The organism is Thermovirga lienii (genome assembly GCF_036847465.1).
Taxonomy (GTDB): Bacteria; Synergistota; Synergistia; order Synergistales; family Thermovirgaceae; genus Thermovirga; species Thermovirga lienii.
Genome location: NZ_DAITZW010000039.1, coordinates 1 through 13,326 on the forward strand (window position 1 = coordinate 1; position 13,326 = coordinate 13,326).

General features: G+C 47.9%; 11 protein-coding genes. 2 read left to right on the plus strand and 9 right to left on the minus strand.

Going from position 1 to position 13,326, the window contains the following annotated elements:
* Positions 1-85: 85 nt before the first annotated feature.
* From V7Z69_RS08575 to V7Z69_RS08595, 5 genes are read right to left on the minus strand one after another with little or no spacing between them, the layout of a single operon-like run.
* A complete protein-coding gene (locus tag V7Z69_RS08575; RefSeq protein ID WP_334139609.1) occupies positions 86-970 on the minus strand; it encodes a DMT family transporter in 885 nt (294 codons plus the stop codon).
* Positions 971-983: 13 nt separating this feature from the next.
* On the minus strand, positions 984-1,955 hold the full coding sequence (locus V7Z69_RS08580) for a hypothetical protein (RefSeq protein WP_014163794.1): 972 nt from the start codon (positions 1,953-1,955) through the stop codon (positions 984-986).
* Between the two features lie 51 nt (positions 1,956-2,006).
* On the minus strand, positions 2,007-3,449 hold the full coding sequence (gene cls / locus V7Z69_RS08585) for a cardiolipin synthase (protein WP_014163793.1): 1,443 nt from the start codon (positions 3,447-3,449) through the stop codon (positions 2,007-2,009).
* Positions 3,450-3,470: 21 nt separating this feature from the next.
* Positions 3,471-5,126, minus strand: coding sequence for a M20/M25/M40 family metallo-hydrolase (locus tag V7Z69_RS08590; protein ID WP_014163792.1), 1,656 nt, complete (start codon positions 5,124-5,126; stop codon positions 3,471-3,473).
* A gap of 19 nt (positions 5,127-5,145) precedes the next feature.
* A complete protein-coding gene (locus V7Z69_RS08595; protein WP_014163791.1) occupies positions 5,146-6,378 on the minus strand; it encodes an aminotransferase-like domain-containing protein in 1,233 nt (410 codons plus the stop codon).
* A gap of 126 nt (positions 6,379-6,504) precedes the next feature.
* Here V7Z69_RS08595 and V7Z69_RS08600 point away from each other — a divergent pair, with 126 nt between their 5' ends.
* A complete protein-coding gene (locus V7Z69_RS08600) occupies positions 6,505-7,656 on the plus strand; it encodes an aminotransferase (RefSeq protein ID WP_014163790.1) in 1,152 nt (383 codons plus the stop codon).
* On the opposite strand, the gene dapF (V7Z69_RS08605) is transcribed toward V7Z69_RS08600, so the two are convergent.
* Genes dapF (V7Z69_RS08605) through V7Z69_RS08615 form a run of 3 tightly spaced genes read right to left on the minus strand, consistent with a single transcriptional unit; the run spans position 7,643 to position 10,306 of the window.
* Complete coding sequence (gene dapF / locus V7Z69_RS08605) at positions 7,643-8,464, minus strand: diaminopimelate epimerase (protein WP_334139610.1); 822 nt, start codon at positions 8,462-8,464, stop codon at positions 7,643-7,645. The two genes, V7Z69_RS08600 and dapF (V7Z69_RS08605), sit on opposite strands and share 14 nt — an antisense overlap.
* A gap of 11 nt (positions 8,465-8,475) precedes the next feature.
* Positions 8,476-9,321, minus strand: a complete 846-nt coding sequence (gene dapF, locus V7Z69_RS08610; RefSeq protein WP_334139611.1) for a diaminopimelate epimerase — start codon at positions 9,319-9,321, stop codon at positions 8,476-8,478.
* 40 nt (positions 9,322-9,361) lie between these two features.
* A complete protein-coding gene (locus tag V7Z69_RS08615; protein ID WP_334139612.1) occupies positions 9,362-10,306 on the minus strand; it encodes a hypothetical protein in 945 nt (314 codons plus the stop codon).
* Between the two features lie 212 nt (positions 10,307-10,518).
* Here V7Z69_RS08615 and V7Z69_RS08620 point away from each other — a divergent pair, with 212 nt between their 5' ends.
* A complete protein-coding gene (locus V7Z69_RS08620) occupies positions 10,519-12,207 on the plus strand; it encodes an FAD-dependent oxidoreductase (protein WP_334139613.1) in 1,689 nt (562 codons plus the stop codon).
* 62 nt (positions 12,208-12,269) lie between these two features.
* On the opposite strand, the gene V7Z69_RS08625 is transcribed toward V7Z69_RS08620, so the two are convergent.
* Positions 12,270-13,220: an L-threonine 3-dehydrogenase gene (locus tag V7Z69_RS08625; protein WP_014163785.1), complete on the minus strand. Its 951-nt coding sequence runs from the start codon at positions 13,218-13,220 to the stop codon at positions 12,270-12,272.
* Positions 13,221-13,326: the final 106 nt, after the last annotated feature.

A 13,326-nucleotide genomic window follows, 5' to 3' on the forward strand; every position in this document is an offset into this window, starting at 1 on the left:
TAGGATGAGAAAAGTTTTGGTGCTTTTGCCGGAGTTCAAATTTTCCCACCTCCTTTTGGATGGCTGAGTAAGCTGAAAAGAGGCGCTAGGATTTTTCTCCTTTTACTGCCAAAACTATCCCCGCCAGTATGGCGCCCCCTCCTACCACCTTGGCCAAAGTCAATGTCTCTTGGAACAGCAACCATGCCAGGAAAGTAGCTCCAAGGGGTTCTCCCAGCAGAGCCACTGCCACTAACCCTGCGCTGACGTGTTTTAGTGCCCAATTGTAGCTGCTGTGTCCCATGATTTGGGAGACCAGTCCCATTCCTGCGAAGGCCCACCACGTGCGCGTGGAAAATCCCTTGAGTGGAAGACCCAAGGCCAAGCTTGTAAGTAAAAGGAGCAAACAAGCTGTGCCGTAGCATATGAAGCTATAGCTTGGAAGGCTCATCCTTGGTCTAACTACCCGGCCTGCCAAAAAATAAAAGGTTCCAAACCAAGCACCAGCCAGGGCAAGCAAGTCGCCAATTAAAGCTTTGCCTCCAATGCTGAAATCTCCGGTGGTTATTATTAGCATTCCAACGAAGCTTAAGCCTATGCCGATCCAGGAAAGCAACGATGTTTTGTCTTTTGTCACCAGGGGGGAGAGCAAGGCTGTCCAAATGGGTATGGTCTCCACTATGACAACGCTGCTTGCCACGGATGTATAAAACAAGGACGTTATCCATGTGGCAAAATGTAGGGCCAAGAAAGTTCCAGCCATGAAAACGTACAACATGTCCTTTCCTCGTATAGTCAAAAGCTCCTTGCGGTGGTAAATGAACGCTATCGGGGCCATAACCGAAGCGGCTATGCCCGTTCTATAGGCTGATATGACAAGGGGGGGAGCCTCGGCGTATCTGGCAAAGATGGAGCCCGTTGAAATGCCCATTATGCCTATGAAGAGAATAGTTAATATAGTGACTTTTGAGGGCCTTTGGGGAAGAGTCATTGGTCTGCCTCCCTCAGCGTGTTATGCACCTTGCAACTTCGTCCACGAATTCATAGAAAGATTCAGCTTTTTTGTCGTAGGCCCGAAGGGTCTCCATGGTCAAGAGCCAAAGGTCCGTGGGAGATGCCGGTGCGGCTAATATATTGGCCAAAGGTTTTAGCTTTCGCGAAAGCTCCTTGGCCTGAGAGACCGTATCTACGCACCATATCCACCAAGTGAAAGTGCTTTGTTGCTGGGTGTCTATGTCAAAGCATGAAGGAAGGTATACTAACCTGTTGTCTAGCAGAAACAGAGCATATTGGGCTATGTCCTCTGCAAAATCCTCGATGGTCGCACTTTCCGGTTGGGCAAGGTACCTTATAAATATTCTGTCCTTGTTCAAGAGTCCCCACCTGTCTGTAGGTACGTTGTCCCTCCAATAATATTCATAATCGCACTGATTTAGGCACAGAAGGTCGGGGACGAATTCTCCAACGGAGACCTTTCTTTCGGCAATCCACTTTTCAAGGGTCTTGAGATCTTCAGCCTTGGGTTTTCTATCCCTTGGAAAAAGATCCTGCATATTTCGGATCAGGGGGTCGTTCATGAAAAGCCATTTAAAGTTCCCGGCCGTATAGGAATATATCCTATCCTTTGGGAGGTTGGGGAAGAATGACAGCTTGGGCCTTATAAATATTTGTTTGTGGCCCTTGAAGCCCTTGAAGCCCAAATCGAACCGGAGGGCGAGCTCCAAACGTCTTTCCTCCAGGACAATGTCCTCTGGCTCCTCTCCGGGTTCTTCTTCCAACCATGACTCCGCTGCCCACCGGCGAAATTGTTCTTTGCCCTTTTCGGTCAACACGAAACCATCTCCCCTGGGGGCCACCAGACCTAATGATTCTAAGACGTCCAGTTCCTCAGGGGATTCTCCTGCAAGTGCAACCAGCTTTTTTGTCCAAAAGGGTCTATTTTTGTCGAACAAAAGGAGCACTTTTTCCTTTGACATGCTATCGCCTCCCCAAGCTTCACACCCCTACACTTCATGATCATATTACCATTATAATAAAGGGCTGAAGAGTTTAGTGACGTTTTGTATGGTCTCCTCATACAAAGGCCTTTTCTTCCATTCATCCAGTGTCAATTTTCTAGAAGAATCTATGTATGTTTCCTGTATGTGTCTTATGTCCAGCAGGGGGTTCCTTCCATACAGTATCAGGTTTATCTCGAAGTTGAGTTCAAAGGACCTTATGTCAAAATTGCTCGTACCGAAGAACGTAAGGTCGTCATCAATGGTCATGGTCTTGGCATGAAGGATACCTTCTTTGTACAGGTAGAGTTCCACCCCTATGTCCAGGATTTGTTCATAGTAGGCCTTTGATGCGTTTCCTGCCAGGAACTGGTCAGGTTTTTCTGGTACCACCAGCTGAACTTGTGTCCCTCCTAGGACAGCTACCTCCATGGCCTCCAGAAGGGCTTCGTCGGGAATCAAATAGGGGGTAGTTATCACTATCCTTCTCTGGGCTTGGTGTAGAGCCGCAGCAACGAGACGTTGGTAGTTCTCAGTGGGATAGCAGGGGCCGCTCGGCACGGTTTGTATGAGCACGTCCCTTGGGTCAAGCTTCGGCTGAGGTATGGTATTTTGAAGGAACTCCCCGGTCTCCACGTACCAGTCCTCCACGAATACCCTTTGGATTTGGGTTACTACTGGCCCTTCTACGGACAAGGTGATGTCGCACCATGGTAAGCCCTTTGCCTTTCGTCTATATGTGGGTTCGATAAGGTTATGGGAGCCTGTATAAGCCTTTATGCCGTCTATCACCATAATTTTACGGTGATTCCTCAAGTCGAACCTGGCGTTGGCTTTGAACCGCCGGAATAGGGAAGGAGGTAGTGCTTCTACGACCTTTACCCCTGCCTTTCTGAGCCTTGGTGCCGTCTTCTTCAGAAAAGTTTTTGAACCTATGGAATCTGCGAGTATTCTGCAGGATACGCCCCTTCTTGCTGCTCGTTCCAAGGCCTGGATGATACATGCGGTTGCCTTGTCCTCGTTCATTATGAAGTAAAGGAGGTGAACATGATCTTTTGCTCTGTCTATGTCCCGAGCGATGTTCTCAAAGAGCTTATATGTATTGGTTATGGGCTTTATTTTATTTCCTCCCATTACGGGCATGTCGGCCAGACTTTGTCCCAGCCGCGCAAACTTTTCAAGTTTTTCTGGTAATTGTGGCATGGTATACTCACGGATTCTTTCTATGGCATCGTTTTCTTCCATGAGTTTGGCTATGGAGTTTTCGTGCCTTTGAGTTCGTTTCTGGGGAAGTTTCCGGCTGCTCAGAAGTATGTAGAAAAGAAACCCAGGGACTGGCCAGATAAATATGACAAGCAGCCAGGCCATGGCAGTAGCAGGGGGGTGCCATCTGGGCACGCTCACGAGCATAAAAATCCTTATCACAAAGGAGACTATGTTATGGAGCAATATTAAAAATAGCTTTAAGGTCAAGTTGCCCCCTCCCTTAGTCCCTTAAACAGTTGACAGTTCAGCGATGGTATCAATGGCCTTTTTCAACAATTGGGGATAAACTTCCAGGAAATAGGGAACATGTATTCGTTCAGTGTTCTTATGAGCATCCTTTCCATGGGGACCGAAGCTCAAAATTGGTATATCCAGCTTCAATAGAGCTTCTCCTGGGAAATCGTAAAGTTCTCCCCAGCCTGGCAGGTTGTCTCTTACCGCTTCCATGTCCTCGGCACATCCCTCGAAGCCGCAGTAACTGAGGTCAGACACGCCTTCAAACATTTTTCTTATCTTCAAATTCACCCCGAATTTGCTCTGAGCCTCTGTAGCCACGACCTGGGCGGTTTGTCGCATAAGCTTTTCCCCCTTGTTTCGGCATAGGTTAGTTCTGTGAGGGTACCATGGCGGAAGGATGCCTACCACTGAGAATGGAGGTTGTATATCCAATTCTTCGGCTATGGCCTCTATCATGGCAAAGGCTTTCTCGCGCTCATCGCTGCCTTTGGGGCATCCCCCCAGAGCTTCTTCAATTAGCTTTTTCAATTTTTGTTCCCCCAGTTTCTCCCTTGCCATGGAAAAAAGCTTCCCATATGTGAAGGCCTTGGGTTCCCATTTTTTTATGGTGCCTCCAGATCCGTTTCTTTCAATGTACTCCTTTGCATATTTTTCGTATTGTTCTGTGGCCCTGCGTTGTGCCTCAAGTGAGAGGTGGAGTATCTCCTCCATGATCTCTCTAGGCATTTTGGAGGCGGTTAGATAGCTGTAGAAAGCTATCGCCTTGGTCATTATGGTCGCGGAATATTCCCGCCTAAGGTCTACCTGCCGCATACATCCATATGGGGGGTAGGATATGCCCTCCAGTTGGTCTGCGAACTTCGGGTTTCCATCTAGGATTACATTCAGTTGGGATACCATTGAAGCAGCGGTTAGCCCCTCGTAGTACTCTCCCACGTGGGTTTCCTTACCAACAAAATAGAAAAAGGGGTTTATCTTGCCTATACTGCCCAGGTAGATGGAAGGTCCTCCTTCGCCTCCCCCTGCAAAGGTGGGTTCAAGGTCTATGCACCCTGAAAACTTGAGGCCTTCTTCCTGAAGGTCTGCAAGCAGAGAAACGGCTCTTAACATACCTCCGGAGTTGTTTTCCTCATCACAGACGAACAACCCCGCAAGGTTGACCCCTGGGGAGAAGTTGCCCCAAGCGGCTTCGCACAGCATGGCTACTCCTGTGGCAATGCCACCTTTCATATCTGAGATGCCTCTCCCAAAGAGCCACTCGCCGGATTCCAAGTCTTTTCTGGCGTCTGGCGGAAGATTTATTTTTCTAATTTCCTTGGTGTATTGTTCTGGATCAAAGGCCAGATCCTTGAGAGTGCCACAGGCGCTGGTATCCACTACGTCCATATGTCCCATCAGGATAAGGGTATTGCTTGTTTCTGGTTTGGCCCTTACAACGGCAAAGAGGATATGTCTTCCGAAGGGATCCCTTTCCATGGGGACTAACATTAAGTCCTGGGGATGTTCCTTAAAATATGGCGTTTCTTGCAGCACCCCTTTTATGAAGTTGGCTATCCTGTTTTCCTCCGCTCCGGGGGATACGCTTGGAATACGGACAAGCTCCAATAGAAATCGGTAAAGATCTTCTCCTTTTGTGCTTACCTTCATGGTTGAGGCCTCCTGCGTATCAGTTTTGGAGTTGTTCAAGATATTTTTTCAGTGCGGAGCCAAGTCTCCTGCATCCCTCTATGGCCTTTTCGGGGGGCGTTTTGGCGAAGGAAAACCTTATGGTGTCCTTCCCATTGGAAGGTTCAGCAAAGAAAATGTCTCCAGGGATGAAGGCAACCTTTTCTTCCATTATGCAAAATCTTGCGAAGTCATGCATGTCTTTGATCATGGGTATGCGCCCCCATATGAAAAAGCCTCCTTTTGGGATTTGGAAAGAAAGGCCTAGGGGTTTTACGTACTTTTCGAGGCCCTCTATCATGGCGTCCCTGTGCCGTCTGTAAGCGTGCCTCAAACTAGACAGGTATTCAGGTATGTTGGTCTCTTGGAGGAAATTAAATAGCGCTTCTTGAGGAAGGGTCTGGGGGCACAAGGTTGATAGAACCCTCAGCTTCAACATTTGATCTATGACTTCCTTTGGAGCTACTACCCATCCTGTTCGAAGGCCAGGGGCTACGATCTTGGAAAAGCTTCCTAGATATATAACTCGACAGTCTTCACCCGCTAGGGAAAGGTAAGATTTTTCAGGTGGCGCATCGTAGTAAAGGTGATGGTACGGGTCGTCCTCTATTATTAAGAAATTGTGTTCCCTTGCCAATTCCAGTATAGCTTTCTTCTTTTGTGCGCTAGTGGAGTATCCTGTTGGATTCTGATAGTTGACTATAGAGTAAAAAAAGGAAATTCTTTCTTTTTTGAGCAAATTTTTAAACGCTTCAATGTTTGGACCGTCCTCCTCCAAGGGGACCTCGAGGAAGCGAGCTCCCTCCTTGGTGAAAACCAGCAAAGCTTCCGGATATGTGGGGGATTCTACAAGAATGGTTTGTCCTTCCTCCAGCAATAGTTCCGTTACGAAGTTCAGGCCTTCCTGGGAGCCGCTGGTTATGAATATGTTCTCTTCCGTCACCCAAGAAGGAAGGAGCCCCTCATCAGCCATCCACTTTTTTATCCAGCTTCTAAGGGGGTAAATTCCCATTCTCTCATTGCTATAAGAAAAGTGAGAAACCAGGTTGCCGTTCAAGGTTTTTTCAAAGGCTCTCTTGAGAGCTTCAGAAGGGTAGAGAAGGTCGTAAGGCTCGCCGGCAGTAAGAGATAGGGCGTTTTCTTCTGATGCTAGGCGCATCATTTCGCCTATAGTGGAAAGGATTAGCCTTTCGTTTGTTTTTTTATTGAAATGTTCATCCCATTTTATTGACATGCCATGCTCCTCCTTTGTTAAAAACTTATCATATTATAGAGTTTAAAGTTGTCACCCTTGACCACAAGGAAGGGACAGTGCATACTTTGTTATGACTAATATTACAGCAAAAAGGTGGGGTTGACCATGAAAATCAAGCCTTTTGGGGTCGAAGAGTGGATGAACAAATACGAGATGGAGGCAGTTTACAATATCGCAGAGACCTGCGTCGATTCTCTTACGGTGGAGGAACTGTTGGAGCTCTCTGGCGAAAAGGAAAAGATCCTAAAAGATATAACAAGCATGCGGGTAACCTACGGCAATATACATGGCCATCCGCAACTCAAGGAGCTAATCAGCTCACTGTACGAGTCCGTTAAGCCAGAAAACATTTTGACATCCACAGGTGGCATTTCAGCTAATTTCCTTGCCCTGTTTACCTTGGTCGAGCCGGGGCACAGGGTTGTAAGCGTGGCTCCCACTTATCAACAACTTTACAGCTTGCCGGAGGCTTTTGGAGCTTGTGTCAAACTTCTTGAGTTGCAGCCAGAAAATAATTTTTTACCAGACATGGAGGAGCTAGAAAGACTTTGCAGGGACGGAGTGGACCTAATAATACTGAACAATCCCAATAATCCTACGGGAGCACTTATTGATCGAGCCCTTATGGAGAACATAGCTGAGCTGGCAAGACAGAAAGGCGCGTGGATATTGTGCGACGAGGCTTACAGAGGGTTGGAGCATAAGGAAGAGGATAAAGTTCCCTCTATGGTTGACATATATGAAAAAGCAGTTGTCACGGGGAGCATGTCAAAGGTGTTCTCCCTTGCAGGATTGAGATTGGGATGGGTGGCGGGGCCCAGTGATTTCATAAGGGAGTGTGCATTGCGGAGAGATTACACTACCATAAGTTGTGGCCAGATTGATGAGGCCTTGGCTTTGGTGGCCTTAAAGAACAAGGAGAAAATTTTGGCCAGGAACCTCTCCATAGTTAGAGAAAGCGTTGAGATAGTAGATAGTTGGGTGAAAAGCGAAGAGAGAATCAAGTGGGTTAGGCCAAAGGCAGGGACGACGGGATTTTTGTTCTATGACTACGCCAAGCCATCAGAGGAGTTCTGCATAGACCTTTTCAGGACAAATGGCACATTCTTGGTGCCTGGAAAGTGTTTTGATAGGGAGAACTGGCTGAGAATAGGCTACGCCTACGGCAAGGAAACCCTGAAGAAGGGCCTGGAGGGGCTGTCTTCGTACTTGAGAGAGCTGGAGGAAGCAAACGTTGGACGTGTTACTCTATTGTAACCACTCCCTCAAATGAAAATTCAGCAGGTCCTTCCAACGACACCTTTAAGAGGTTTTTTTGAATTTCTTTGAAGTGCACCAAGTTTACGCCGCCTGGATTTTGTACCTTAACAGGCGGCTTTACCATTCCTCTTAGCAAAGCTACTACGGCAGAAGCTATGGAGCCTGTCCCGCAGGATAGTGTGAAATCTCCTACTCCCCTTTCGAAGGTCAGGGTATGTAGGCTGTCCTTGTATAACTTGACGTAGTTTACGTTAGTGCTGTGAGGAAATCTTTTTATGTCGCCCTGTATGGCGATGGATAGTTCTCGTAACGCTTCTTTACTTTGAGGAGCCGAGGTTGGTAAGAATATGACAGTATGCGGGACCCCTACGGTCAGGTGCCAGTAAACAATGTTTTGCCCTTCCACCGTCATTGATTGCTCTTGTGTGACACCTTCTAGGGAGAGCCTTCCCATGGAAATAGATACGCCGTTAGGGGTGATGCTGGCTTCTATATTGCCTGCAGGGGTTGAAAAGGTCATGTTTCTAGGTGCAATGCCCATTTTGAAGGCGTAAAGAGCGGCGCACCTTGCGCCGTTGCCGCACATTTCAGCCAAGGAACCATCGCTGTTTACAAGGTGCATGGTGAAGTGGGCATCTTTTGATGGCTCAATGGATATGAGACCGTCTGCTCCTATGGAGAACCTTCTCTTGCACAATTGCCTCGCCAAAGACCCCATGCAAGTTGGGTCTACAGATAGGTCCATGTTGTTTATGACTATGAAATCGTTGCCGTTGCCGTTCATCTTTGAGAACTTAAGCTCCATGTCCTTTCCTCCTATAAGGCTTCTGGGAATATGGACCCTTCAGCTATCAAGGACGCTTTTCCCTTGAGCTTCACCGAGAGGAGTTTATCGTTATCTTTTGGTTCTATTATGACAATGTTCGTTCCACCAGGATTGTAAACCTCTACTGGAGAATCACACCAGCCATTTATCCATCCTGCCACTGCCGCAGCAACGGAGCCGCTCCCGCAAGAAAGGGTGAAATCATCTACCCCTCTTTCGTAGGTGTAGACTTCCATGGCGTAATGATCCAGTATTTTTAGGAAGTTCACGTTCACCCCTTCAGGGAACAACTCCTTGTCCTTCTGTATCGCTCTGGCGAAAGAGGCCAGGCTCTCCATGGGGCGCCAGTCGTTTTTCTCCAAAAACACCACACAATGAGGGGCGCTCTTGGGCCACCCAAGATGCATGTAGTTTACTGGTAAAGTCTCGTCCATGTAGGTGAACTTTGCGTCCAAGACGATATTTTTCGTGTCCAGTTCTCCAAGTTCTAGGGTTACGAAAGGAGCCTCGACAATGGCCTTGATGGTGCCTCCCGTGGTGTCGAAGGTCATTTCCGCACCTGCTATTTTATTTTCACAGGCGAACCTCGCAGCGCATCTTGCCGCGTTGCCGGAAAAGGAACTTTCTGAGCCGTCCCTGTTGAAAAGGCGCATGCTGAAAGAGGAGTCTTCATTGTGGGGAACGTCTATAACAACGAGGCCGTCGGCACCAAGAGAGAGGCGCCTCCTGCATAGCTTTATGGCCGTCTTTTGTATTTCATCCAGGGATAGCTTTGCTTCCCTGTTGTCCCAAATTATGAAGTCATTGCCATTGCCCTGCATTTTTGTGAATTTCATAGGTGCACCTCCATGATCTAAGGCGACAAGAGTTGCTTGATCATACGAAAACAACTCCTTGTGAGGTTATCTCCACGAGACTGTGACTGAAGGTTGCCTTTATTCGGGAGTCTTCTTCAATGGATATTACAACGGTTGTTTCGTCTGGACCTCCTAAAACAGGCTTACCTCCGGTTTCCAGAGTCACATTTATGGATTTACCATCGCTCAAACCCAATCTTTGTCCTTCGTCCGTCATCAAGAGAGCCATGGCTAAAGCAACACTTCCCGTTCCGCATGCAGGTTCAATATGACCTTCCTGCACGCTGTGGGGATATACTGCTCTTAAATGCCCTTCTTTTTCAGTCCTGTTGTCATAAAGGCAAAAATGTAAGTTAGAGGTACCTGTCGCTTCTTGATATTTACTCTGTAGGTTGGATAGAACCTCTACAGAGAAGGGGTCCATACTCTCAAAATTGGCCTTGGGGAAGGCTTTGCGTATTTCTTCTGCGTCCGCCACCAGATAGTAGCCGGAGCGGAATACCGAAATTCCATCCACTTCGATTTTATGTATGCCTATGGAGCGCAACAGCTCTGCAAAAGAGCTCATGTCGGTGTAAGTTGTTATCCCTTCTTCTTTTGTGATTATGTCCAATCTGGTCTCTCCCGCGTCCGTTTCAAGGATTACGTAGAAGTTGTCAGAGGTGTTCTCGACGTTGAAGCGGTTTGCCCAATTTGTGGTGGCCAAGGCCTTTCCTGTCACCTGCGTCAGACCACCGCATGCTGGTATGAAGTCCCTGTTGGTTATGTCCACTATTTTTACACCGATCGTCCTGGGCTTGTCAGTGGGGGTAAAAATTCCAGCCTGATGCCCGTGCAATCGTAAAGGCCCTAGAACCTCTAAAGCTGCTTCAAGCTGTCTTTGAGGTTCTTGTGGAAGCTGCCTGCCATCGAGGAGGATTATGAGGTTGCCGCCCATGTGCCCCTTTATATAGTCCAGGTTCATTATTATTCCTCCTAACTCCAAGGGTATATTTTGTTATTTTACCCTTCTGAGGTAGATTGTAACAGTGGAAAAAGGAGCAATCGAAATTTTTTGTGTGGTAGTGAAAATACCTATTCAGGTAATAGGATAGCTTTTATAATATATAATGGCTATTAGGTATTATGTATGCATTGCCATGATTGGTAAATACGTTTTGACTGGGAGGTATTGATATGAAGGTTCTGATAATAGGTGGGGTTGCGTGTGGAGGGAAGACGGCGGCTCGCTTGATGAGGGTGGCTCCCGATGCGGAGGTCACCATACTGGAAAAGGGCGAATATCTAAGTTATGCAGGGTGCGGGCTCCCCTACTACGTAGGAGGAGTGGTCAAGGAGTACAAGGACCTTATGTCTACCCCTATTGGTGTGGTAAGGGATGCCACCTTCTTTAGGAAGGTAAAGCACGTTACAGTTCACACAAAACACCAGGCAATGAAGATAGATAGGGAAAAGAAACAGGTTACGGCCTTGGACTTGGCTTCAGGGGAGCAGAAGGTCTTTGATTACGATAAGTTGGTGCTCGCTACAGGAGCATCACCCATAAGGCCCCCCATTCCAGGTTCTGACTTTCCCAGAGTCTTCACCCTTTGGAACATGCCCGATGCCTTGGCCATGCGCGCAGCAATAGACAGCGGAAACGTAAAGAAGGCGGTCATAATAGGCGGAGGACTAATAGGCATGGAAGTGGTGGAGGCCCTTGTTAATCAGGGCATAGAGGTTTCGGTGGTGGACCTTCTGGAGACACCTCTACCGGCAATGATGCAGCCGGAGTTTGGCCTTTTGCTCCAAAAGGCTTTGGAAGAGAAAGGGGTCAGGTTCTACGGTGGCGAGAAAGTTGTTGAGATATTGGGCAGCAACTCGGAGATAACAGCGGTTAAAACCGATAAGAGGGAGATCCCGGCAGACATGGTGCTCATGGCCATAGGAGTGCGACCCAATACCCTTCTTGCGAAAGAGGCTGGGCTTGATATAGGTGAAAAGGGAGGAATCCTGGTGGACGAGCACATGAGGACCTCCGATCCGGACATATATGCAGGAGGGGATTGCGTAGAGGTAAATCACGTGCTTACGGGCAAAAAAGTGTGGCAACCCATGGGTTCAGTTGCAAATAGGCAGGGAAGAGTTATAGCCGACAACATAGCGGGACTGAATTCGATATTTCACGGGGTTGCCGGGACGGCTATAATGAGGGCTTTCGAGTATACCATCGGTAAGACAGGGCTCACCAGGGAGCAGGCTATCGAGGAAGGTTTCGACGCGGAAGCTGTCACGGTAGTGGACGCCGATACCCCCCATTTCATGCCAGGTGCTGCGCCCATAGTAATTAGGATAGTAGCGGACAAAAAGACAAGAAAAGTTTTAGGAGCCCAGGTCTTCGGTAAAGGTAGGGCAGACAAGAGGCTAGATGTACTGGCTGCGGCGGTTACTGGCGGCCTAACCATAGACATGCTGGGCAATCTAGATGTGGCCTATGCTCCGCCATATTCTACCGCCCTTGACCCTGTAACCCACGCTGCAAATACCTTGAAGAACAAGATAGATAACCTAATGTGTTCCTATAGTCCCTCAGAACTCAAGGCGAAATTTGACAAGGGGGAAAGGCCGATCCTTCTGGACGCCAGGACACCTCAGGAGATTAAGGAGCAGGGGACGCTGCCATATGATACGGTGGTCAACATTCCGCTGGGAGCCCTTTGGGAGAGGGCTTCGGAACTTCCCAAAGATAAGGAGATCGTTACCTTCTGCAAGATATCTGTAAGAGGTTGGGATGGGTACACCATTTTGAAAAGGCTCGGCTTTGAAAGAGTAGCTCTCTTAGAAGGAGGAATAATGGCTTGGCCATATGAGAAAAAGTACATTTAAGTTTAGGTGCTCCTAGGGAGGAGAAAAGAGTGAAGCTGGAGACTTCCTCCAGCTTCACTCTTTTAATTTAGAAGTTTTTTCTTCAAGTTTTCTAGCATGTCCTTGGTCATTTGGGAGATGTCGTAATCAGGAGACCAGCCCCACTCCTCTCTGGCGCATGTGTCGTCCAGTGAATCAGGCCAGGTGTCAGCTATGCTTTGCCTCAATGGGTCCACAGAATAACTTATTACGAAGTCTGGTATGTGCTTTTTTATCTCTTGGGCCAGTTCGTGGGGAGTAAAGGACATGGCTGTTATGTTGAAGGCGTTTCGATGTACGAGCTTGCTTGGATCGGCCTCCATAAGGGAGATGGCAGCTTTTACAGCGTCGGGCATGTACATCATGTCCAGTCTCGTATCTTCCCGGAGGAAGCATTCGTAGCGTTTTTCTTTTATGGCTCCATAGAAAATGTCCACTGCGTAATCTGTGGTGCCTCCGCCAGGCGGAGTCTTGTATGAGATTATCCCAGGATACCTAACTCCTCTTGCATCAACGCCCCACTTTATGAAGTAGTAGTCACATAAAAGTTCTCCTGCTACCTTGGTGATGCCGTATATGGTTTGCGGCCGCTGGATCGTATCTTGTGGGGTTTTCACCCTCGGGGTCGAGGGACCGAACGCGGCTATGGAGCTAGGCACGAAAATGGAGCATTTGAACTCTCTTGCTGCCTCCAATGCTATCAAGAGGCCGTTCATGTTTATGTTCCACGCTTTTTGAGGGTTCCTCTCCGCTGTTGCCGAGAGGAGGGCAGGTAGATGGTATATGGTTCCTACGTTGAATTTTTTTATTGTTTCTATGACTTTTTCTTCGTCAAGACAATCCAACTGGACGAAGGGCCCATCCTCTGCCAGGGAGCCTTGAGGTATCTTGATGTCTCCGCAGATTACGTTGTCTGCCCCGTACCTTTCTCTTAGGGCAGGAACCAACTCAGAGCCTATCTGTCCTGCCCCACCAGAAACCAATATCCTTTTCATTGCTTACCCTCCTAATAAGATAATTGTGTGGTGGAAATGACCTCTTCCCTGCCTTATAATTACCTTCCGCAGATGTGAAAGATGTAATTTAATGTTAAACCTTATA

Coding starts and splice junctions, on each gene's coding strand:
- V7Z69_RS08575 (WP_334139609.1), bottom strand. CDS start 970: ATGACTCTTCCCCAAAGGCCCTCAAAAGTCACTATATTAACTATTCTC.
- V7Z69_RS08580 (WP_014163794.1), bottom strand. CDS start 1,955: ATGTCAAAGGAAAAAGTGCTCCTTTTGTTCGACAAAAATAGACCCTTT.
- V7Z69_RS08590 (WP_014163792.1), bottom strand. CDS start 5,126: ATGAAGGTAAGCACAAAAGGAGAAGATCTTTACCGATTTCTATTGGAG.
- V7Z69_RS08595 (WP_014163791.1), bottom strand. CDS start 6,378: ATGTCAATAAAATGGGATGAACATTTCAATAAAAAAACAAACGAAAGG.
- V7Z69_RS08600 (WP_014163790.1), top strand. CDS start 6,505: ATGAAAATCAAGCCTTTTGGGGTCGAAGAGTGGATGAACAAATACGAG.
- dapF (WP_334139610.1), bottom strand. CDS start 8,464: ATGGAGCTTAAGTTCTCAAAGATGAACGGCAACGGCAACGATTTCATA.
- dapF (WP_334139611.1), bottom strand. CDS start 9,321: ATGAAATTCACAAAAATGCAGGGCAATGGCAATGACTTCATAATTTGG.
- V7Z69_RS08615 (WP_334139612.1), bottom strand. CDS start 10,306: ATGAACCTGGACTATATAAAGGGGCACATGGGCGGCAACCTCATAATC.
- V7Z69_RS08620 (WP_334139613.1), top strand. CDS start 10,519: ATGAAGGTTCTGATAATAGGTGGGGTTGCGTGTGGAGGGAAGACGGCG.
- V7Z69_RS08625 (WP_014163785.1), bottom strand. CDS start 13,220: ATGAAAAGGATATTGGTTTCTGGTGGGGCAGGACAGATAGGCTCTGAG.